This window comes from Sphingomonas sp. LC-1 (assembly GCF_025371035.1).
GTDB lineage: Bacteria > Pseudomonadota > Alphaproteobacteria > Sphingomonadales > Sphingomonadaceae > Sphingomonas > Sphingomonas sanguinis_E.
Map to the genome: position 1 here is coordinate 135,804 of NZ_JANZXB010000011.1, position 21,443 is coordinate 157,246.

At 65.0% G+C, this 21,443-nt stretch carries 26 protein-coding genes; 25 read left to right on the plus strand and 1 reads right to left on the minus strand.

What is annotated here, in order from left to right; all coding sequences use genetic code 11:
• Positions 1-5 precede the first annotated feature (5 nt).
• The 17 genes from NZL82_RS15620 (at position 6) to NZL82_RS19855 (ending at position 14,219) form a co-directional block, all read left to right on the plus strand.
• Positions 6-1,199, plus strand: coding sequence for a site-specific integrase (locus NZL82_RS15620; protein WP_261270673.1), 1,194 nt, complete (start codon positions 6-8; stop codon positions 1,197-1,199).
• A gap of 28 nt (positions 1,200-1,227) precedes the next feature.
• The gene (locus NZL82_RS15625; RefSeq protein WP_261270674.1) at positions 1,228-2,694 is read left to right on the plus strand and encodes a terminase large subunit; all 1,467 of its coding nucleotides are present in this window, start codon (positions 1,228-1,230) and stop codon (positions 2,692-2,694) included.
• The gene (locus NZL82_RS15630; protein ID WP_261270675.1) at positions 2,691-3,986 is read left to right on the plus strand and encodes a phage portal protein; all 1,296 of its coding nucleotides are present in this window, start codon (positions 2,691-2,693) and stop codon (positions 3,984-3,986) included. The genes NZL82_RS15625 and NZL82_RS15630 overlap by 4 nt, the downstream gene beginning before the upstream one ends.
• Before the next feature lie 2 nt (positions 3,987-3,988).
• On the plus strand, positions 3,989-4,618 hold the full coding sequence (locus NZL82_RS15635) for an HK97 family phage prohead protease (protein ID WP_261270676.1): 630 nt from the start codon (positions 3,989-3,991) through the stop codon (positions 4,616-4,618).
• 25 nt (positions 4,619-4,643) lie between these two features.
• Entirely contained in the window at positions 4,644-5,939 is a 1,296-nt protein-coding gene (locus NZL82_RS15640; protein WP_261270677.1) for a phage major capsid protein, read from the plus strand.
• A gap of 80 nt (positions 5,940-6,019) precedes the next feature.
• Positions 6,020-6,232: a hypothetical protein gene (locus NZL82_RS15645; protein ID WP_261270678.1), complete on the plus strand. Its 213-nt coding sequence runs from the start codon at positions 6,020-6,022 to the stop codon at positions 6,230-6,232.
• Between the two features lie 4 nt (positions 6,233-6,236).
• Positions 6,237-6,803, plus strand: a complete 567-nt coding sequence (locus NZL82_RS15650; RefSeq protein ID WP_261270679.1) for a head-tail connector protein — start codon at positions 6,237-6,239, stop codon at positions 6,801-6,803.
• Entirely contained in the window at positions 6,803-7,141 is a 339-nt protein-coding gene (locus NZL82_RS15655; RefSeq protein WP_261270680.1) for a phage head closure protein, read from the plus strand. Before NZL82_RS15650 ends, NZL82_RS15655 begins: the two co-directional genes overlap by 1 nt.
• Positions 7,138-7,566 (plus strand): HK97-gp10 family putative phage morphogenesis protein, encoded by a 429-nt coding sequence (locus NZL82_RS15660; RefSeq protein WP_261270681.1) that lies wholly within the window; start codon positions 7,138-7,140, stop codon positions 7,564-7,566. Before NZL82_RS15655 ends, NZL82_RS15660 begins: the two co-directional genes overlap by 4 nt.
• Before the next feature lie 3 nt (positions 7,567-7,569).
• Positions 7,570-8,010, plus strand: coding sequence for a DUF3168 domain-containing protein (locus NZL82_RS15665; RefSeq protein ID WP_261270682.1), 441 nt, complete (start codon positions 7,570-7,572; stop codon positions 8,008-8,010).
• Positions 8,011-8,012: 2 nt separating this feature from the next.
• Positions 8,013-8,459 carry a phage tail tube protein gene (locus NZL82_RS15670; protein WP_261270683.1) on the plus strand — a complete coding sequence of 149 codons (447 nt, stop codon included), beginning with the start codon at positions 8,013-8,015 and terminating at the stop codon, positions 8,457-8,459.
• Between the two features lie 2 nt (positions 8,460-8,461).
• Positions 8,462-8,815, plus strand: coding sequence for a GTA-gp10 family protein (locus NZL82_RS15675; protein ID WP_261270684.1), 354 nt, complete (start codon positions 8,462-8,464; stop codon positions 8,813-8,815).
• Between the two features lie 62 nt (positions 8,816-8,877).
• Positions 8,878-9,105, plus strand: coding sequence for a hypothetical protein (locus NZL82_RS15680; RefSeq protein WP_261270685.1), 228 nt, complete (start codon positions 8,878-8,880; stop codon positions 9,103-9,105).
• Between the two features lie 3 nt (positions 9,106-9,108).
• Positions 9,109-12,624 carry a phage tail tape measure protein gene (locus NZL82_RS15685; RefSeq protein ID WP_261270686.1) on the plus strand — a complete coding sequence of 1,172 codons (3,516 nt, stop codon included), beginning with the start codon at positions 9,109-9,111 and terminating at the stop codon, positions 12,622-12,624.
• Positions 12,617-13,291 (plus strand): hypothetical protein, encoded by a 675-nt coding sequence (locus NZL82_RS15690; RefSeq protein WP_261270687.1) that lies wholly within the window; start codon positions 12,617-12,619, stop codon positions 13,289-13,291. The genes NZL82_RS15685 and NZL82_RS15690 overlap by 8 nt, the downstream gene beginning before the upstream one ends.
• Complete coding sequence (locus NZL82_RS15695; protein ID WP_261270688.1) at positions 13,288-13,869, plus strand: hypothetical protein; 582 nt, start codon at positions 13,288-13,290, stop codon at positions 13,867-13,869. The genes NZL82_RS15690 and NZL82_RS15695 overlap by 4 nt, the downstream gene beginning before the upstream one ends.
• Positions 13,836-14,219 carry a DUF6950 family protein gene (locus NZL82_RS19855; RefSeq protein WP_405051382.1) on the plus strand — a complete coding sequence of 128 codons (384 nt, stop codon included), beginning with the start codon at positions 13,836-13,838 and terminating at the stop codon, positions 14,217-14,219. Before NZL82_RS15695 ends, NZL82_RS19855 begins: the two co-directional genes overlap by 34 nt.
• Here the strand turns inward: NZL82_RS19855 and NZL82_RS15700 are convergent.
• On the minus strand, positions 14,187-14,552 hold the full coding sequence (locus NZL82_RS15700; protein WP_261270689.1) for a hypothetical protein: 366 nt from the start codon (positions 14,550-14,552) through the stop codon (positions 14,187-14,189). The two genes, NZL82_RS19855 and NZL82_RS15700, sit on opposite strands and share 33 nt — an antisense overlap.
• A 40-nt stretch (positions 14,553-14,592) precedes the next feature.
• Here NZL82_RS15700 and NZL82_RS15705 point away from each other — a divergent pair, with 40 nt between their 5' ends.
• From NZL82_RS15705 to NZL82_RS15740, 8 genes are all read left to right on the plus strand, one after another.
• A complete protein-coding gene (locus NZL82_RS15705; RefSeq protein WP_261270690.1) occupies positions 14,593-16,449 on the plus strand; it encodes a phage tail protein in 1,857 nt (618 codons plus the stop codon).
• A gap of 19 nt (positions 16,450-16,468) precedes the next feature.
• Positions 16,469-18,844, plus strand: coding sequence for a hypothetical protein (locus NZL82_RS15710; protein WP_261270691.1), 2,376 nt, complete (start codon positions 16,469-16,471; stop codon positions 18,842-18,844).
• Between the two features lie 53 nt (positions 18,845-18,897).
• Positions 18,898-19,431 carry a hypothetical protein gene (locus tag NZL82_RS15715; protein ID WP_261270692.1) on the plus strand — a complete coding sequence of 178 codons (534 nt, stop codon included), beginning with the start codon at positions 18,898-18,900 and terminating at the stop codon, positions 19,429-19,431.
• A 20-nt stretch (positions 19,432-19,451) separates the two neighbouring features.
• Positions 19,452-19,832, plus strand: coding sequence for a hypothetical protein (locus NZL82_RS15720; RefSeq protein WP_261270693.1), 381 nt, complete (start codon positions 19,452-19,454; stop codon positions 19,830-19,832).
• Positions 19,833-19,952: 120 nt separating this feature from the next.
• Positions 19,953-20,456, plus strand: a complete 504-nt coding sequence (locus NZL82_RS15725) for a TIGR02594 family protein (RefSeq protein ID WP_261270694.1) — start codon at positions 19,953-19,955, stop codon at positions 20,454-20,456.
• On the plus strand, positions 20,453-20,884 hold the full coding sequence (locus NZL82_RS15730; RefSeq protein ID WP_261270695.1) for a hypothetical protein: 432 nt from the start codon (positions 20,453-20,455) through the stop codon (positions 20,882-20,884). The genes NZL82_RS15725 and NZL82_RS15730 overlap by 4 nt, the downstream gene beginning before the upstream one ends.
• 7 nt (positions 20,885-20,891) lie before the next feature.
• Complete coding sequence (locus tag NZL82_RS15735) at positions 20,892-21,017, plus strand: hypothetical protein (RefSeq protein ID WP_261270696.1); 126 nt, start codon at positions 20,892-20,894, stop codon at positions 21,015-21,017.
• 2 nt (positions 21,018-21,019) lie between these two features.
• Positions 21,020-21,295 (plus strand): hypothetical protein, encoded by a 276-nt coding sequence (locus tag NZL82_RS15740; protein WP_184107181.1) that lies wholly within the window; start codon positions 21,020-21,022, stop codon positions 21,293-21,295.
• Positions 21,296-21,443: the final 148 nt, after the last annotated feature.

Sequence of the window (21,443 nt, forward strand, 5' to 3'; positions counted from 1 at the left end):
AGACTATGGCGAGCGTGAGCAAGCGCCGTTGGACGAAGCCCGACGGGACGACCGGCGAGCGGTGGCAAGTCCGCTATGTCGATCCTGCCACGGGGCGACGCCCGGCAAAGGTGTTTGAACTGAAAAAAGACGCTGACGCCTTCAAACGGAAGGTTGAGCGGGAGATAGAAGACGGAGTGCATACCGCTGCGGCCGACTCGCCAAAAGTCGAGACGGTGGCAGACGAGTTCATGGCCGACGCCGCCCGCCGCTTGAAGGATGGCAGGATAGGCCGGTCACGGTTCGACAAGCTGGAACTGATCGTCCGCCGCAATGTGAAACCCAGCCTGGGCCACCTTAGCATTCGCGACCTGACGCACGATCACGTCCGATCGCTATATGACGGGCTTGTGCGCGACGGCTTCACGCCGTTCCGTGCGCGAGATCGTTTGATCGATATTCGGCAGGTCGAGGCATTCGCGCTGCGGCGGCGATACACAAAGACCCAGCCCGTCGCGGACGTGCTGGAAGAGCTGCGGGGCATGTCACGCCCGGTGATCCGCACATTCGAGGTCGAAGAGGTGCAGCACCTCCTACAAGTCGCGGGCGCGCACCGTCATTGGATGAGGGGTCGTGCGGCGGCGTTGTGCAATCTCATGGTGAACCTTGCCGCGTGCTGCGGTCTGCGGCGCGGCGAGATCCTGGGACTGACGATCGCAAATGTCGACATCGAACGCCGCATCATTCAGGTCCGCCACAACCTCACCACCTACGACGAATTGAAGGGGCCAAAGACCACGGCGGGCGTTCGAGACGTGCCCATGCCACGCCATGTCGCTGCACTGCTGGAAAAATGGGCGGCGGAACATATGCGGCCCGATCCGCGTGGATTGCTTTTCCGCACGCCGACCGGGAACCAGATATTTCCCGCGCTGGTCAACCAGATGTGGAACAAGCTGCTAAAGGACGCGGGGCTAGACCACGAGACAAACGGCTTCCATTTCCACGCGCTGCGGCATTTCGCCGCGAGTTGGATGATCGAGAACAACCTCCCCTTGCCGGAGGTGGCGAAGCTGATGGGACATAGCCGCGTCGATATGACGATGCAGGTTTACGCCCACGCGCTCCGCAACGCGGATGCCCGACATGCGGAGATGCAGCGGATGGCGGACGCAATAGTGCCTAATCTGCTGACGCATGAAGGACGCATGGCAGCGTAACGCACTGTAATATAACGCCCTTTTTTTCTTGGTCCCCGAAGGCAAACTGGTCGGGAAGCCGATGCGGCTGGAGGAGTTCCAGCAGCGCTTCATACTTGATGTTTACGACAATCCGGTCGGCACGACGGAGGGTATCCTCTCCATCGCCCGCAAGAACGGCAAGTCCGGTCTGATCGCCGCGATCCTGCTGGCCCACATCGCGGGGCCTGAGGTGCGGCTGAATAGCCAGATCGTCAGCGGCGCCCGCTCGCGTGAGCAGGCAGCGCTCGTGTTCAACCTCGCGGCCAAGATGGTCGCCATGTCGCCCGACCTGTCCCGGCTGATCCGCATCGTACCATCGGGCAAGCGCCTGATCGGCTTGGCGCTGAATGTCGAATACAAGGCGCTGGCCGCAGAGGGCTCGACCTCGCACGGCCTGTCGCCGGTGCTCGCCATTCTCGACGAGCTGGGCCAGGTGCGCGGCGATCACGACGATTTCGTCGAGGCGATCGAGACGGCCAGCGGCGCCTATGACGATGCGCTTCGCCTGATCATCTCGACCCAGGCTCCCACTGACGCCGACATGCTGAGCGTCAAGATCGACGACGCGCGGCGATCCGGCGATCCGAAGATCATCTGCCACGTTTATGAGGCTCCGGCCGATTGCGACGTGCTTGACCCGGAAGCCCACCGCGCCGCCAACCCGGCGCTGGGCACCTTCCGGTCCCAGGCGGAATTGCTCGCGGCTGCCGAGAAGGCGTCCCGCATGCCGTCGGCGGAGAACGGCTTCCGGAATCTTTACCTCAACCAGCGGGTCAACCGGTTCTCGCCGTTCATCGCCCCGGGCGTCTGGCTCGCTTGCAACAGCGAGGTCGATGACGAGGCGTTCGCCAAGGGACTGGTCTTCGGTGGGCTCGACCTCGCCGAGACGACCGACCTTTGCGCGTTCGTGCTGGTTGCCTTCTGGATGGGCAAATGGCACGTCAAGGCGTGGTTCTGGAAGCCTGAGGCCACGGTGCTCGATCACGCCAAGCGCGATCGGGTGCCGTATGACCGCTGGGTCAAGGATGGGCTGATCGAGACCACGCCCGGCGTCGCGGTCGATTATGAATTCGTCGCCACCAAGATCGGCCAGATCACGGACGGGATGAACATCGGTCGCATCGGGTTCGACCGGCATCGGTTCAAGACGCTCGAGGCCCAGATGGGCAAGCTGGGGATCACCCTCCCCTTTGAGCCCTTTGGCCAGGGCCACGTCAGCATGGCTCCGGCCATGGACACCACAGAGATTGCATTCCTCAACGGCCAGGTCGCCCACGGCGCGAACCCGGTGATGACGATGTGCGCCGCCAATGCCGTCGTCGAGAAGAACGCGGCGGGTGATCGGAAACTGAACAAGGCGAAGTCGACCGGCCGCATTGACGGCATGGTCGCTCTCGTGATGGCAATGGGAGTGGCGGCGATGCAGACCAACGACGCCACGAACGCCGACGACTGGATCGCGAGCCTTTCGTGAGCAGCCGTCGCACCTTCACCGTCGAGTACGATAGCGGGCTTGCCGAAGCCGAGCGCGCAATCGCCGGTGCCCAGAAGGACATCTTGCCCTGGCGCGGCGGCCAGATGTCGACCGAGAACGCCGACAACTTCGTCCGCAATCAGGTGACCATCGCTGAGGTGCAGGACTGGCGTGCTGCCAGCGGGCGCAACGCCCTTGGCCTTTCCGCCGTCTGGGCGTGCGTAAACCTGTTGGCGGGGACGATCGCCAGCCTTCCGCTCGTCGTCTATCGCACGTCGCGTGACGGCATCCGGTCGGTCGCACGTGATCATGCGCTGTACCGCGTGCTGCACGACAGCCCAAACTATGACGACACGGCCACCGACTTCTGGGAATTCGCCGTCGCCGGGCTGGAGCTGCAGGGCAATGCCTATGCGCGCATCAGCAAGACAGCGACCGGCGGAATCGGATCGCTCGTGCCGCTCCGACCTGACACAGTTACGTCTCGCCGTCTGCCGGGCGGCGAGATCGAATATTCCTATTCGGCTGACGGCAAGAAGTTCACCGTGCCCGGATCGCAGATGCTGCATATCCGCGGCCCGTTGGGCAACTCGCTGTCGGGCGCTTCGACGCTGGCGGTCTGCCGGGGTTCGTTCGACGCGGCGGTGTCGACCGATGCGGCAGCGGCGTCGATCTTTGCCAACGGCGTTCGCCCCTCCGGCATCCTGTCGGCGGGAGAGAATGTCGCCCTGACCAAAGAGCAGCGCGACACGCTGGAAACGCTGCTGACGGACAAGTTCGCCGGGGCATTGAAGGCGGGGCGGCCCATGCTGCTCGACCGGGGCATGAAGTGGCAGCAGCTGGACCTCAATCCTGAGGATGCCCAGATGCTCGAAAGCCGTCGCTTCGGCGTTGAGGAAATCTGCCGGATCTTCGGCGTGCCGCCCCATATGGTCGGCCACACCGAAAACAGCACGTCATGGGGCACCGGGCTGGAGCAGCAGACGCTCGGCTTCGTAAAGTTCTCCCTCCGGCGCCGTCTCAAGCGGATCGAGCAGGCACTCGAAAAGCAGTTGCTGACCGACCGCGACCGCGCCGAGGGCATCACCATCGAATTCAACCTGGAGGGCCTGTTGCGCGGCGACAGCGCGGGCCGGGCCAGCTTCTATCAGTCCGGTCTCAATAACGGCTGGATGACCATTAACGAGGTGCGCCGCCTGGAGAACCTGCCCCCGGTGCCGGGTGGGGATGAGCCGCGCATGCAGTCGCAGAATGTGCCGATTACCGCGACCGGTCAGCCGGTGAAGGAGTGACCATGCAGACCTTCGATTTCCCCCTGGAAGTGAAGGACGTCGGCGAAGACGGCCAGATCGAGGGCTTCGCTGCGGCCTACAACAACGTCGACCACGGCGGGGACATCATCCTGCCCGGTGCGTTCACCAAGACGCTGCGCGGCCGCAAGTCTCTCCCCATGCTTCTCTATCACGATGGTCGCCGCCCGGTCGGGGTCTGGAATGGCTTCGAGGACAGCGATCGCGGCCTCAAGATCAAGGGTCGCATCACGACCGTGTCGGCAGATGGCGCCGAGGCGCTTGCGCTGGTGCGCGACGGCGCGCTGGCCGGTCTCTCGATCGGCTATCGCTCGGTCAAAGAACGCTACACCGACACGGCGCGCGAGTTGATCGAACTGACCTTGCTGGAAACCTCGCTGGTCGCGGTACCGATGAACGATCGCGCGCAGGTGACCAAGGTCAAGCATATTGCAGGCGACGGCAAGTTGCCGTCCCTCCCAGACTTCGAAGAGTTCCTGCGCGAGGCAGGCTTTTCGCGGGCCCAGGCCACGGCAATCGCCGGTAAAGGCCTGTCGCATCTGCTCCGGGGTGAGCCCGGCGATGCACCCGGTGTCGACTTCCTGTCGGCGCTTTCGGCGGCCCTTGCCGCCTAGCTCACCTGACAACCTGGAGAATACCATGCGCAAGCACATGATGCTGGCCAGCGCGGCGTCGCTGCTCGGCCCGATGACCCCGACCGAACGCGCCCGCGGCCGGTATATGCGTGGCCCCGAAGGCCACCCCGAAACGAAGACGGCCGCCCAGCTGGCCGACGAGACTAAGTCGCTGGTCGAGCGCAAGTTCGACGAGGTGAAGGCGATTGCCGAACGCGCGCTCGGCATGGCCGAGAAGGGCGAGAAGATGTCGCCCGAGGACAAAGCCAAGGCCGACGAGGCGCTGACGACCGCCAACGAGGTGAAGGGCGCCCTCGCCACGCTGGAACAGAAGATCGCGCGCCAGGCGGAGCAAGAGCAGGTCCACGCGTCGGCAGGCGAACGCTTCGTCAATGACGAGCAGTTCAAGAGCTTCGCTGGTCAGACCCGTCCGCGCGGCCGCATCATTGTCGATGTGAAGGACATCACATCGCTGACCACCGACGCCGCAGGTTCGGCCGGCGCGCTGGTCAACTCGGATCGCCGTGGCCTGCAGGTCGAACTGCCGCAGCGTCGCCTCACGATTCGCTCGCTGCTGTTGCCCGGAACCACCACGAGCAACCAGATCGAGTACGAGCGCGAGAAGCTGTTCACCAACAACGCCGCGCCGGTCGCCGAAGGTACGCTGAAGCCTCAGTCGGAGCTGCAGTTCGAAGACGCGACCGCCAATGTCCGCACCATCGCCCACTGGATGCGCACGTCGGTGCAAATCTTGGCGGATGCTGCGGGCCTGCAGTCGATCATCGACCAGCGTCTGCGCTATGGCCTGGCCTATGCCGAAGAGCAGCAGCTGCTCAACGGTTCGGGCACCGGTCAGAACCTGCTCGGTCTCGTCACCGCCGCAACCCCCTATGCGGCGCCCGGCAGCCTGACCGCTACCTCGCAGGTCGACATCATCCGCCTCATGATCCTGCAGGCGGCGCTGGCGGAATATCCGCCCAACGGCATCGTGCTCAACCCGATCGACTGGGCATCGATCGAGATGCAGAAGGACGGTCAGGGCCGTTATCTGATCGGCAATCCGCAGGGCACGCTGTCGCCGACCCTCTGGGGTCTGCCGGTCGTCGCCACCCAGGCGATGGGGGTCGACAAGGCGCTGGTTGGTGCGTTCAATCTCGCCGCCCAGATCTTCGACCGTCAGGACGCCACGGTCGATGTCTCGACCGAGGATCAGGACAACTTCGTCAAGAACAAGGTCACGATCCGCGCCGAGGAACGCCTCGCCATGGCGATCTATCGCCCGCAGGCGATCGTCTACGGCGATCTGGGCCGCGTCGCCTGATGATCTCGGGGGTGGCACATCGCCGCCCCCGTTTTCGCGAACGCCGCGAGCGGCGCTCCCGAAAGCGAAGGAGTGACACCATGAAGGTACAGGCCATTCTGACCAAGCCGCTCGATGGGCAGCCCGAGGGTACGCCTGTCGAATACGAGCAGGCCGACTTCGATCAGCTGAAGGCAATGGGTGCAGTTCGCCTCGCTGCCGACAAGCCCGCCCCGGCCCCGGCCCCGGCCCCGGCTCCAGCCCCGGCGCCCACCCCCGCCCCTGCGGCAGGCCAGCGTCGGGCGCGCGCGTAATACTGTGCGCGTCTTCGTCATCACCCCTCCCGAGCCGGTCATCAGCTGGCAGGACGTAGACGCGCATCTGAAGCTGGACGGTGATGTCGAGCAGGCCGCGCTGGTCGAGGGGTATGTCGCTGCGGCCACCGGCCATATCGACGGGCCCGACGGCTGGCTGGGTCGCTCGATCGGCGTTCAGACCCTCGAAGCTCGGTGCGATGCCCTCACCTGCGGTAACTGCATCCGCCTCCCCTTCCCCCCCGTTATCGAACTGGTCAGTGTTTCGTATCTTGATGCCACCGGCGTCGAGCAGATGGCCGACCTGGAAGACTTCGAGTTGATGGGCCGCGACCTCGTCGCGTCCGGCAGCACCTGGGCATGGGAGGGCGGATCGGTGCGGCGAGAGGCTGTCCGCATCCGCTACCGCGCGGGCTACGAGACCATTCCCGCCCCCATCAAGGCGGCAATCCTCCTCATGGTCGGCGATCTGCACCGCAACCGGGAGACGGTCAGCGCGGGCGCAATGACGCAGGTGCCGATGTCGACCACCGTCGAAAACCTCCTGGCCCCGTTTCGAGTGTTCGGCTGATGGACGCCGGTGCCATGGATCGCCGGGTCGCGCTGTTGCGCGCCGGGACGGTCACGGATGATTATGGCGACGAGGTCGACGGCTTCGCGCCGCTTGCCACCGTCTGGGCTTCGGTGAAGCCGTCACCCGGCACCGAACGCCTTGCCAGCGCCGAGAACGCGGCCACCGCGCCGACCGTCATCACCATCCGCTATTCCCGCAAGGTCGCCGACCTCAATCCGCGCGACCGCATCGAATATCCTGTTGGCTCCGGCCGTCAGTTCGACATCAAGAGCGTGGTCGAGATCGGACGGCGTGAAGGTCTTCAGATTGCCGCCATCGGGCGGGCAGACGGATGAAGCCGTCGTTCCACTTCGAAGGGGCGGACGATTTCGACGCTGCCCTTTCGGCGATCGGCGACGTTCCTGACGCCACGACGATCATGGCCGCGCTGACCGCAGGCGGCGAGGTAATAGTCGATATCGCCCGACCGCTGACGCCGTATCGCACCGGCGCGACGCGGGCGAGCATCACGACATCGCCGAATGCGATCAACGCGCCCCCCGAGCGCGGCTACGCCGTCTATGTCGGACCGACGACCGATGTGCCCTACGCGATCGATGAGGAATTCGGCCGCGCCGCGTCGTCCAGCGGCGGAGGCGCCACCCGCGCTCATCCATTCATGCGGCCAGCATTCGACATGGGCGGGGCCGACGCCCGCAACGCGATCCTGTCGGTGATCTCTCCAAAGTTTCGCGCCGCGGCGAGCAAGGCGAAGGGCTGAACCATGGCGTCAATGACAGCGGCCCTGCGCGATCGCCTGAAGGCGGACGCGGGGGTGAAGGCCCTCGCCGCGACCCGCGTTTACCGCGACGAACGACCCCAGGGGTCGGCCCTTCCCGCCATTGTCATCCTGCTCATCAGCGACCCGCGCGATTACACCTATGCCGGGCGCACCGATTTCCGTCGGTCACGCGTCACCGTCGAATGCCTCGCATCGAGCCGGGGCGGCGCTGACGAACTGGCTGAGGCCGTGATTGCAGCGAGCGAAGGCGCTGCGGTTGTTGGTGCGACGACATTCCAGCGCGCGATCGTCGCGAACCAGATCGGGGACAGCGACCGCGTCACCGACGGCACCATCTTCCGGGCGGCAGTGGATCTGTTCGTCTGGCACTCCACCCCAGACGGGACGCCCGGCCTGGCTAACACCACCACCCAAGGAGACTGACCATGGCCGCAGCAAAAAGCCAGGCGATGACGGGCCTCGGCATCGTCATCGGCATGAAAGCCGCCGCAGCAGCGACGACCTATACCGACATCGGTGAGCCGATCGAGATCACGCCGCCCGAGCAGATGGATGACGAGATCGAGGTCACCCACTTCAACAGCCCTGGCGGCGTGAAGGAATTCATCGGTGGCCTGACCGACCCGGGCGAGTGCACGTTCACGATCAACTACATCCCGGGCGGCCCGACCGAGACGCTCATCCTAGGCGCGAAGTCCGAGCGTCGGCCGCGCGGCTTCCAGCTCGTCTGGCCGAACGGGGTGAAGTGGACCTTCGACCTCTTGATCCGCGGCTTCCAGCCGACCGCGCCGCTCAATGATCGCCTGACCGCGGAGATCACCGGCCGCGTCAGCGGCTCGATCGTCATCACTCCGGCGCCCGGGGGTAACTGATCGTGGCGAACCCCAAGGGCGAAGTGACGGTCAAGATCGACGGCGAGACGTTCACGCTGGTCTATGACTTCAACGCGCTGTGCGCGATCGAGGAGCAGCTCGAGCTCGATGTCGCCGAGATGGGCGAAGCGATCCAAAGCCCGTCCAAGATGCGCAGCGTCTTCCGTATCGGTCTTCAGGCGAAGCATGGCTCGATGACCGACCTGGAGGCGGGCAACCTGATCTATCGTCTGGGCATCCGTGAGGCTGCCGAAGCGGTCGGCCAGGCATTCCAGGCCGCCTTCCCCGATCCGTCCGCGGACACGGGGGGAAACGGGACGACGATCAAGAAGACTGGGACTGGTCGAAAGCCCTGATCATCTGGGTTGAGTTGGGGTTGGGCTCGCACGAGGCCTTCTTCCGCTCGACCCCAAGGCTGATGGCGCTGCTGGTCGAGGGCCGAAAGCGCCGGGCAGAGGCCGAACATAACGCGCGCGCCTGGGCTGTGTGGCACATCGCCGCTCTGCCGAAGATGAAGCGGATGCCCCCGCTCAAAGACCTTGAAGCTAAGAAGCAGCGGAAGCCGAAGCGCCGGGCGATGACCGCCGACGCGATGCTGACGCTCGCGCAAATGTGGTCGTCAGTGGCCGGACCACAGGGAGAATAACCGATGAGCACGGGAGCAGTCATTGGCGCGCTGCGCGGCGTGCTCGTCCTCGACACCTCGAATTGGTCACCGGCTGTCGGCCGTGCGCGCGGCGATATGTCCGTCTTGCGCAACGCCTGTGATTCGTTGGCGAAGTCGTTGGACGACCTGGGCGAACGGGCCCGTACGGTTGGCGCCGGCCTCACTGCCGGGCTGTCGGTACCGCTGACCGCCATGGGCGTGACGTCGATCAAGACGGCCAGCACCTTCCAGGCATCGATGAAGCGCGTCGAGGCGGCGCTCGACAATGTCACCGGCGAGCAGCTGAAACAGCTGTCGGACCAAGCACGCGAACTTGGCCCGCGCGTCGGCAAGGGCGCAACCGAAGCGGCGGACGGAATCGAAGAACTGGGCCTCGCAGGTCTCGCCACCTCGGACATTCTCGGCGGCGGCCTGAAAGCCACCCTCGACCTCGCGGCAGCTGGCGCCGTCAACCTCGCTCCGGCGGCGGGTCTCGTCACCGATGTGATGGGCCAGTTCAAGGTGACGGCCAGTCAGCTGCCGTTCGTGGTCAAGAACGTGGTCGGCGCGATGGACGCGTCCAAGTTCGGCTTCGAGGATTTTGCCGGTGCAGTCGCACAGGGCGGCGGCGTCGCCGCGTCCGCAGGCCTGAGCTTCACCGATTTTGCGGCGGCAGTCGCGGCGACCAGCACTCAGTTCAGCAGCGGTTCGGACGCGGGCACCTCCTTCAAGACGTATATCCAGAGCCTCGTGCCGGTCTCCGATGAGGCCGAACGCGCCATGAAGGCGCTGGGCATCGAGTTCTTTGACCTGAAGACCGGTCGGATGAAGCCGCTTGCCGAGCAGGCCGAGGTGCTGCGGAAGGCCTTTGCCGGCCTGTCGGATCGGTCCCGCACCAACGCGTTGAAGACAATCTTCGGATCGGATGCGGCACGTACTGCGATCGCGCTCATGGAGCAGGGCCGCGCAGGTATCGAGAAGACCCAGGCCACACTATCCGGCGGCGACGTGGAGGCGAAGATCGCCAAGCGCCTGGAGGGCGAAGCTGCCGCGACGACTCGCCTCGCCAACGCGTGGGAAAGCCTCAGGATATCGATTGGCGAGGCAGGGCTCCTCGATATCATGACCAACATCAAGACGGCGATGGCTGGCGTGTTGGAGAGCATGGCGCGCGCCAACCCGATCTTCCTGAAGATCGGGGTCGCGTTCGGCGCGCTGGCGGCGGTCATCGGCCCGGTCACGCTCGCCCTCGGCGGCCTTGCTGCCCTGATCGTCGCGAAAATCGCGCGCGGTTTCGGCATCCTCGGTACCGCCATAAGTTTCATCATCGAGCCATTCTCGACGGCCGCGATCGTCGTCACGCGCCTGCTGACCCAGTTCGGACTGACGAAGGGCCTACAGGCCGTGGCCGGCTATTTCCTTCGCCTAGCCGGTCCTGTCGGCATCGCCATTTCGGCCCTTCTGCTCTTGAAGGATAGCGTTGTTCCCGCTCTCCAGCAGGTCTGGACGACGGCGCAGTCCACCCTCGGGCCACCGCTCATGGCGCTGTTTTCCCAACTCGGCACCCTGTTCACCTCCATCGTGCAAGGCCCGATCGGTACCGCGATCAGCGGCCTCGGCAGCTTGTTCAACGTCCTGCTCGACGTCGCAGGGACGGTGGTCGCAGCGCTTATCGAACTCATCGGCGCGACGTTGGTGGCGGGCCTCCAGATGGCAGTGCGCGCGATTTCCGGCATCATCTCGGTTGTCCAAGATGTGGTGACCGCCGTCGGCGCGTTGCTGGCCGGCGACTTCGCTGGCGCATGGGATGCGGCAACCAGCGCCGTTGATGCTGCATGCCAGACGGTGATCGACCTGATCGCCATGATCGTGCCCGGTGTCACGCTGCCCCTCCAGGCGGTGTACGAGGCCGCCAAAGCATGGTTGGTCGACGGCTTCTCCGCCCTGGGCGAGGCGTTCACGTCGATCATCACCGGCGCGGTCGCCGCAGTCGGCGCGGCGTTTCCTGGCGTCGTGTCCGCTGCAAAGAGCGTTTACGAGGGGGTCAAGGGCTGGCTGGTCGACAAGTTCGGCGCCATCATGGCCTGGGTCGGCAACGCCGCGAAGTGGATCGGCGACCGGTACGCCGCGCTGAAGACGAAGCTTGGCTTGGGGCAGGCCGCCGCAACGAACGACAACGCCGCGCTCCCCGCCGCGCCAAAGGTTGAGGCACCTGCTGCACGACCGGCCGGCACGCGTGATGTCAGCTTCGAGAAGCCGAAGACCGGTCGGGCCGGATCGCGTCACGCTAAAGGCCGCAACACAACGTTCGACGGTACCAACCGCGATCAGCTGCAGCTGGCGGCCGAGCTTGAGGCGGCGCGCGAGCGTGGCGACCGTGAATCCGTCAAGCGCATTCAGGACCGGCTCGACTTGGAGCGTCAGGTCGAGGCCTATCAACGCACCGGCCTCACCCTCGATCAGGCGCGCGTGGCTGCGAACCGTGACATGGCGACGATCCAGGCGGGGCGAGCCGCATCGGCTGCCCGTGAGATCGCCGACGAGCAGGCAAAGGTCGACCTCGACGTTGCCCAGCTGGGCAACAACCGAGCGCTGGAGGACAGCCTCGCGCGTCAGGTCGAGCTAAAGCAGCGGGTCGCGTACTACTATGAGCAGACCAAGAACCTCGCAGAGGCGACCCGGCTGGCCGAAGCCGATCAGGCCAAGGTCGATGCCGCCCGCCAGCGTGTCCGCGACCAGTGGTTTGCCGACGATGCGCAGGACCGTGCGCTCCGTCTGGCGCAGGCGCGTGGCGATAGCGAAGAGAGCATCCGTCAGCTTCAGCGTGAGATCGACATTCGTGAACGCGCTCGCAACCTTGAGCGACAGGGTATGGATGCCGATCGCGCTCGCACCCAGGCGACAACGGAGTGGAGCGAGCAGGACAAGGCACGCCTAACCGGCGCCTTCCGCGAGACCTTCAAGGATGGCGTCCGGGCGGCGCTCGATGGAAACCTTGGCGACTGGTTCCAGAATTTTTGGAAGAACCGCGTCGCGAAGGGGATGGAGGACGCCCTGAACAGCCTAGCCGACGTGATCGCCAACCTGTTCCGCCAAGCTGGCAGCGGGCAGAGCAGCGGCGGTGGCCTGCTGTCCGGCCTCGGTAGCGCGCTGGGCAGCCTATTCGGGAAAAAGGGCACGTTCTCACCGGTCGACACGAGCGGCTGGGGCATCTCGGAGCGCATTCCGATGGCCCTGGATACCAGCAGCCTGCCCCGGTTCGCGACCGGCGGTTCGTTTAAGGTCGGAGGTATGAGCGGGATCGATCAGAACGTCGTGTCGATGCGGCTCAGCAAGGGGGAGATGGTCGATATCAGCAAGCCTGACGCCAGCGCGCCCAATGCGCCTGTCGTAAATCAGACGATCAACTTCAGCGGTGCTGTAGATCTTGCCACACGGTCCGAGGTCTATCGTGTGGCGGACGCCGCGCGCGTCGCCGCCATAAACGGCATCCGCGACCAGGATCGTCGGCGTGGCTGATATCGCATGGCCAGCCGACCTGATTCCCTACCGGGTCATGTTCTACCTCCAACCCCACATAGGCGGCCAGGAAAGCCCGTTCACGCGCACTCGAAAGGTCTATGGCCTCTCCGCCCCTCGCTGGATCGCCCGACTGACCTTTCGCGGCGGCTACGAGGGCGCGCCGCTGACCGGCAATGCGGCGGGTTTTGGGCCCCGCCTGGACAGCCTGATCGCCGACCTGCAGGGCGGCCTGAATAAGGCCGTCTTCCACGACTTCCGACGCCCGCGGCCATTGCAAGCCCAGCAAATTGCGGCGGCGCTGACCATCGATGCGGCACCTGCGGGGGCAACGTTTGTCGTGATGCGTGGGTTCGCTCCACGCGGGCGAGCGTTAAGCGCTGGCGATTACATCGGCGGCGACGGGCGGCCACATATCGTCTCGCTGGCGGCCACCTTGGCGGCCGGTGGCGCAGTGAGCGGCGCGGGCACCATCCTCGCGGACGCTACGGGTGCAGCGATCATCGGGATCAACCCGCCGCTGTCGCAGGCGATCGGCGGCGGAGCGGTGCCGCGCTGGCCCGTGACCGGGCGGTTCGAACTTACCGGCGAAGATGCGGGACAGAACGAAACGACCGTTGGCGAGGCATCGGAATATACCCTCGACTTCGTGGAGGACCTGCTGTGAGTGGCATCCGTGACCTCGACCCCAGCCTATCGGCGGAGATCGAGAAGCCCGAGCTTCGCCCCTTCATCGGCGTGCATATCGACCTGCCCGACCCCGTCCATGCCATCACCGGCAATATGTCGATCCGCTATGACGGGCAGGATTGGCACGCGATCGGTGGCCTCGGCGCGATCGATACCATCGGCGAGGGCACGGACGGCTCGGCGGTCGGCGTGAAGGCAACCCTATATCAGGTCCCATCCGAGTTTCGAGACGATGTCGCTGACCAGGCAAAGCGAGGGTGCCTCTACGAGTTGTTCGTAGGCGCAGTCGACGCGACCTATCAGAACGTCATCGGCTTCAAGAAGCTCTGGGTCGGCAGGCTCGACAGCTATGAGATTGTCGACGCGGGCGAGACCATCACCGTCAGTGCGGGCGGCGAGAGCCGGATGCGAGACCAGCGCCGCCCAGCGATAAAGCGGTTCACCGACTGGTGGCAGCAGCGGCGTTACCCTGGTGATCGCGCGTTCGAGTACACATCACGCATGGTTGAGGTTCCCGTCCTATGGGCAAAGGCCCGCCAGGACCCGGTGCTGTGATTGATCCAGGTTGGGCCGCGCACTGTGGGGACACCTGGCGCGCTCACGTTCTGGCGAGCGGTGGCGGAGACATCTGCGACGTCGTCGGCCCCTCTCCGCGCTGCCCGCGCGAGTGGGCTGCGATGATGAGACGGCTTGGCGTTCGGACGATGGATGGTGTGATCTGCGCCGTGCATGGCGACCCGATCCCGCTGAGAACGGCAATGCGTGGCGACATTGTACGCCGCGGCTGGGCAATTGGTATATGCCGCGGCGACAACGTTGAATTCTTCGGCGGTGACATGGTACCGGTGAAATACGCAGATGCGGCTTGGCGTCTAGCTTCCGATAGCCTGAGCAAGGTTCGCTAAAGCGACCTTCGGCTTGGGCTTGCAAGTAATGGTGTTCCCGCACCACGCGCGCGCTGCGATTTCGAAGCCCCCGGCAGGCCGAATTCTACGCTCCATGACGAACGAAAGGTCGGTATTCGCGTAGATCGGCTGATGCGTCGCCAGCAGATTGGGTTGGTCGACCGCGATCTGGAACCGGCTGTTCGCCTGCACCCATGCCTTGGCCTTAGACCACTTCGCATCGCATTCCGAAGCCGTCGTACAGGTCGCGATAGGCTTTGCCTTCTTCGCCCACCCCTGGGCCCGTGCCGCATCATCAGCGCCGACCACCAGCAAAAGACCGAGCAATAGCATCCGATTCTCCCTCGGCATGCTTGTCCTATGGAGGGGCCACTTGGGCAAGGTATTGAAAGCGGTCGCAGTTATCGCCGCTGCGGCGGCTATTGCGTACTTCGCGCCCCAGATTTCAGCGGCCATTCTGGCGTCATCGGCATCGGCAGCGACCACGGCGGCTGTAACCGCTGCGGTGGCGGCGACGCTGACGGCGGCCGTCGCGGCCGGCATGTCGCTATTGTCGAGTAAGCCCCGCACCGACGCAACGCCGTCCATCTTCCGCCAGGCGATTTCGAACAGCTTCATCATTTACGGTAAGCGGCGCGCCGGCGGCCTGCTGATTTTCTTTCATCCAAAGGGGAAGGACTTCCGCTATTTCGTGATCGCGGTCGCGGGGCACCGGTGCAAGGGCGTGACCCGCTGGTATCTCGGCGATGACGAAGTCACCGTTGATGGCTCGGGCAAGGTGACCAGCGGGACTTATGCCAACAACGCATGGCTGTATTTCATGCGCGGGACGGATGATCAGCAGGCCCACCCGACGTTCGTATCCGAGACCGATGGGAAGTGGACCGCAGCGCACCGGGGGCGCGGCACGGCGCTGATTTACGCCAAATTCAAAATGGTCGACGAGGTCGTACAGGCGGGGATGCCGAACATCACCGCAGAGATCGAGGGGAAAGACGACATTCTCGACCCTCGGACTGGCGCACGCGGCTACACCCGCAACGCCGCCCTCGTCTTCTACGACTGGATGGCGTTGGCTCGCGAGGAAGGCGGCTTTGGCACCTATCCGGACGAGATCGATTGGGATTGGGTCTCGGCGCAGGCCAATGTGAGCGACGAGCAAGTCCAGACCCCTGGCGGTCCAGAGGCGCGTTTCGCCTTCGACAGTTACATCCAGACCGGCGCCGCACCAAGTGAGGTTCGCGACACCTTCGTCACCTGCTGTGCGGGATCGTTCACATTCTCGGGCGGCAAGATGCTGATGCGGCCGGGCTATTATGTGCCACCATCGGCGCAGCTTCAGGAGCGCGACCTCGCCGGACCGATCACCGTCCCTGCGTTGCTCGCGGGCGACGAGATCGCGACGGAAGTTTCCGGCAGCTACGTCGACCCGATCAATCTCTATCAGCCGCGCGACGTGCCGACCCGATCGACCAACGATTCGGACGTGCGGCAGCAGTCCTATGACCTCCCGCACATCACCAGCCCGTGGGCAGGGCAGCGTTTGCTGGAAATCTACCTCCGCAAGAGCGCGGCAGAACGCCGAGTAACTTGGCCGATGAACATCATGGGCCTGGCCATCTCGACGCTTGATACAGTGACGATCGCTACCCAGCGCTATGGCCTCAGTAACTATGCCTTTCAGGTGACGAGTTGGGGTTTAGCATCGGACTTTTCGGTCGCTCTGCAGCTTGAAGAGCACGGCCCCGATATTTTCGAGTTTAACCCTGAGACCTATCTTCTGGTCGGCCAGACCGGCCAGTTGGACCGTGCGGACCCGATCGAAACAGAGCCTGCAGCCCTGGCGCAGCTCATTATCGCAACTAGCTATACGGTCGGTGCGGCGATCAGTGCGGCGGATGCAGGGGGCAGCGCGACGGCGACGATCTCGGACCATAGCCGGGTTTATCAGGACCGCACTGTCGCGGTGACCGGCTTGACGATCAGCGGACTGACCAGCTCGACGACCTATTTCTTCTATTACGACGACGCGGCGCGCGCGGGCGGCGCGGTGACCATCATTGCCACGACCGACGGTGCCCAGGCCTTCCCATCGTCAACCGCACCGGCCCGCCACTATGTCGGCTCGGTCACGACCCCGGCCCCTGGCGGAAATCCGTCGGATGGTGGTGGATCCAGCCCGCCCAGCGGCGGCGAACCGATCCGCTACCCCGAAGAACGACTCCCCTAACCGTAAATCGGAGCACCATATGGCGCATACCGCCTATCTGCCGATCATCGCCGATCGCTATGGCGCCGTCGTGCGCCACATCTTCGTCGTGGGGCTGGACCTCACCGGCATCGAGATGCGTGCGCAGATTCGATTGTACGGCGATGTCCCCGGCACCCCGCTGGTCGACCTGACAACCGTGACGAACGGTAACGCGCAGGGCCTGCGACTGGTCGAAGTCACCAGCGACGACATCGGTGTTCCGACCTCCCATGTCGAGATCGTCATCAACGAGACGACCATGGAGTCGCTGCCCTATGCGGGCGAGGTCGGCGATGCGACGACGCTGGCCTGGGACTGGCAGGTGATAATCGCGGGCCGCAAGCGTCGCTTGGCCAAAGGCGAATTCCAGATCACTGGCGATGGCGTCACCGGCGCCAACGCCGCCCCCACCAATCGTGCTGCGCCCTATGGCCTCCCTCTGCGCCCTGTCGCCGACGTCTGGACGTCCGCCCGCATGACATTCGGAGAAGAGCAAGTGACCGTACAGATTGATGGTGCCGACCTGATTGCGCCGCTGGCGGCAAAGGCGACTGATGCTGCGGCACGGGCCGAAGCGGGGCGGGATGCCGCAGAGCTTGCGAGCGCAAGCGCTTTGGCGTCGTCGCGCTACTATCCGACCAAGGCCGCTGGCGAGGCCGCGACGACCGCCAATCAGCTATTCTCGACAGATGATGGGGCGGGTACCCTCATCTTCTACCGCCGTACCAGCAGCGGCTCGACCGAGATTTCCCGCGCGCTGACTCCGGCGGGGCTGGCGGCTGCCGACGGTGGAGACCGGGTGGGCTGGCAATCGCCCGGCACCGGGGCGACCCCGCGCACGATGCGGGTACGGGTCCGTGATCTGCCCGTCAGCCCGTTAGATTTTGGCGCGGTCGGCGATGGTGTCGCAGACGATGGCGGCTATCTGCAAAAGGCCGCAGCCTATGCCGCTCTGTCCGGCAAGCCTCTCGACCTGACGCCCGCACCGACGGCGTGGAAGGTGCGGTCTGGCCTGGATTTCTCTGGTGTGCCCATCATCATGGCCGGGTTCGGCAAGGCGATCCGGCCCGATCCATCCGGAAATTTCCCGACCGGCTACGCCGTGACGATCGGCGATCCCACGAAAGGCTTTGGCGAGGGCCGGGTGGTCGGCGCCCAGATCCTGGGAAACCTCACGGTGGAGGGTGATCGCAGTGCTGATCTAAACGGCGTCTATCTGAAGGGCAGCTGGCTCAACGTCGGTGCGATCCGGGTTAATGGCTTCAAGGGCATGGGCATTTGCGGCGAGGCGGTCTGGGATAGCCTCATCGGTCGCCTCTCGGTCGAGCTGTCCGGTGACCTGGATAGCTGGGCTCTGTGGTTGAAGGCGGGCGGGGACACGTTCAACGCCACGCAAATCTCCTCCATTCAGGTCGAGCAGGCGTACCAGAAGGGTATCTTTGCCGACCTGCTGCGCTGCCGCGTCCAGAACATCCACTCGGAGCGGATGACGATACTGACCGCCGACGAGGGCGGCGGGTCGTACGAAAACTACAGGTTCCTCCTGTCTAATAGCTCGGTGGATCAGGCGGTCATCCATGCCCGAGAAGTCGATGCAGCCGAAGCAGCCAATCGGGTCGGGCCTGCTGGGGAACCGCTTGCCCGACTGGCGGATGGAAGCGGTGCGCCCTGCCGGATCACGATGAACGGGGATGCGTCGAGCTTCCGCGAGATGGCCTGCCCCGGTGCCCTCGTGTTCACCGATTACGGCACCGGCCTCCAGATTTCGAACCTGGGGTGCCGGGATTATTCCCAGATGGCGCCGTCGCGTCGTATCCTTCTGACCACACCGGCAGTGTCTGGCCTGTGCACCCTCGGACAGGACACGAGCGTGCTGGAGCCGCAAATCAACCGGATCGATTTTGCATTCAACGGACAGAACATCGTCATCGAAGGCGGCACGATCGCGCAGCCCATCAATTGCAGCCAGAACATCATTGGCAACATCGTATTCGAGAAGGTGTCGCTTGGTGAGATTCTCGATACCCGCGAGCCCGCCGCGGACAAGCTGCCGATCACCTTCCGCGCCTGCAACATCGCGCGCATGACCGGCGCTTTCAATGCGGTCGCGGTAGTCGACGGTGGCTATGTGAAGGACGTCGCTCTGGCCTCGCAGGCGCGGGTCGAGATGATCAACGGGCGATCGGCCACCTTTACCTATACGGGCAATCGCGCCTTCCTGACCCGCAATTGGCGCTCTGCGGCGGTGGCCGCGTGGGACCGGCCAATCGAGCAGGCATACCCGGCTGGCACGCGTACAGAGCGCGTCGGCTACAGCGCAGACGGTAGCCTCTACCAGAACACTGGCGGCACGAACTGGGTCAAGGTCGCCTGACGGCAATTGGGTCAGCCGTCTAGCGCGGCCCCCGCTCTTTCGGAGTGAAATCGATGGACAATGCAAGCTTCGCGGCCCGTGCGGTCGCGGACGGGCCGCCCACTGTCGCGCCCCCGTCATTCGACGGCCACGGATGGCTGGTCGTCCTCAACCTCGCCGTCATGACTTTCGCCACCGTCGTCGCGCTGATGTTCGCAGTCGACGCGATCAGGGCATGGCACCGCAATCGGGCGGTCGACCGCCCCTCCCATCCCGTCTCGATCTGGCGCTGGGCGGGATTCTGTTTTGCCATGGGGATATTCCTGACGCGTGGCGCCGACGCCGTCGTCCTCTGGAATTGGAATATCCGCGATCCTGCGGGGACGGGCTGGTGGCTGACGTTCCAGCGCTTCATCGATCCTATCGCCATGTGCTTCGGCCTGACCGGCCTGGCGCTTCTCTATCTCTCGGCGCGGGGCATGGTCGTGCAGCTGCGGCGCAGGCCCTTCCCGATCGACATGTGGTCGAGCCTGCCGATGCTGAAACGCCCGGCCTACATCGCGCTGCTGAGCCTGATCGCGGCGATTGGCGTGGTCTCCACTCGATGATCTGGAAAATGGGGGCGACCATGGGCGCATTCATCCCCGTCGCGGCTGCGGCCGTTGCACGGGATACCGGGGCGACCGTCGCGACGAGCGCGCCCACCATCTGGCATTTCGCTGGCTATCCCTTCGAGGCTGGCAGCATGATTGCCGCGCTGTGCGCTTGCCTGGCAGTCCGCTTCTATGTCGCCCAGACCGATCGCCAGCAGCACCGCTGGACGGTCGATGCGCCAGTGACGATCCTGGCGCTGCTCTTCACCGCGGGGGCAGTGATGCGGCTTCGGCCTGATCCGGCGCTGGCGCTTATTTACGGCACCGGCCTCGGCGCGCTGGGCGCGGGCATCATCGCAATCGCGCTAAATTTCGTGCGGTCGAAGCTGCCGGGCACCGATCAGCCGCAGCCGTAAAACAGGGGCCGCCGTTAGGGAGAATAGGCGGCCCCTGCGGCCGACACACCGGGGGGATGGTGCCGGCCCGATCCGAATAGCCCGGCTGTCGGGCTCGTGTCTCCAACAAAGGACATCGATATGACCGAACCAACGTGGCTCACCGCCGCGCGGGCGAAACTTGGCGTGCGCGAAACGCCCGGCCCCGCGAACAATCCGACCATCATGGGCTGGGCCAAGGCGCTCGGGACCAAGGTGCTGGGCATGGTCTTCAATGCCGACAGCGTGCCGTGGTGCGGCCTGTTCGTCGCCAAGTGCATCACCGAAGCCGGGTTGACCCCGCCCCCGATCGCGGTCCGCGCGAAGGCGTGGGCAACCTGGGGCAAGCCGATCGCGGCCGATGCGCTGGCACCGGGCGCGGTGCTGGTCTTCGAGCGCGAGGGCGGCGGGCACGTCGGCTTCTATGTCGGCGAGGATGACACGGCGTACCGGGTGCTGGGCGGCAATCAGAGCGATGCCGTGACCACCACCCGCATTGCGAAGGCCCGTTGCGTGGCCCGGCGCTGGCCCGCTGGCTTGCCCGTGATCGGCAAACCGGTACGACTGTCCGCCGCCGGGCAACCGCTGTCGGTCAATGAGGCATGAACGCGGCTACGTTGGTCCGCCTGTGGCCGTTCGCGGCTATCGCGGCGATGGGCCTTTGGGTCGCGCGCCTCGACTATCTGCGGGCCGATTATCGGCTGACCCTGACCAATGAGCGGGCCGCGTGGACCGAGAGCATCGCCGCCGCCGACAAGGCCCGCCTGAATGCGCAGGCCGATTACGCGGACCGGCTGGCGACCGCCGCACAAGGCTACGCCGCCGACCTCGCCAACCGGCAACCCATCATCCTCCGATCCAGAGACACGGTGACGCGCTATGAACAGACCGATGCTGGCCGGGCTTTGTGCCTTGCTGCTGACCGCGTGCGGGGAGCGGCAGAGGATCGCAACGCCCTCTTTGCCGACCCTTCCCGATCGACCGAAGGCGGCGGCGGACCCGTGCCATCCAATTCCTCTGACCATCCAGGCTGACGGCAGCATGTCGAGCGCCGACGCCGAACGGGCCATTCGCAATGGCGACATCGCGCTTGCCGCCTGTGAGGCGAAGCGCCGCCTGCTGTGGAGCGCCTGGCCGACCAACACCCCGAACCCTCGAAAGGACTGACGATGGCTGACGTATTTTCTTCCTCGGCGGACACGGTATCTAGCCCCGCCACGCGTGCCGTCGCGATCACTCCAAGCGATTCCACAGACCTGCCCGACATTCCGAAGGGGGTCTATGTCGGCACGGGCGGCGATATCACGATGATCGGCGTAGGCGCTCCAGCATCCGCCACCGGCGTGACGTGGAAGAATGTGCCAGCCGGGGCGCTGATCCCCTTCCGCCCGCGTCGCATTCTGGCGACCGGCACCACGGCTGCCTCCATGCTGGGGCTCTACTGATGCCGGGCCTTGGCATCGGCTTGGGCATCGGCCTAGGCGGCAGCGCGGGCGGCGGGCCGGGTCTTTCGGCCAACAAGACCACCTATTACACCACTATTTCTCAGGGTGCGCTGATTGCGTCCCTGACGGATCCTTTCGGTACCGGATC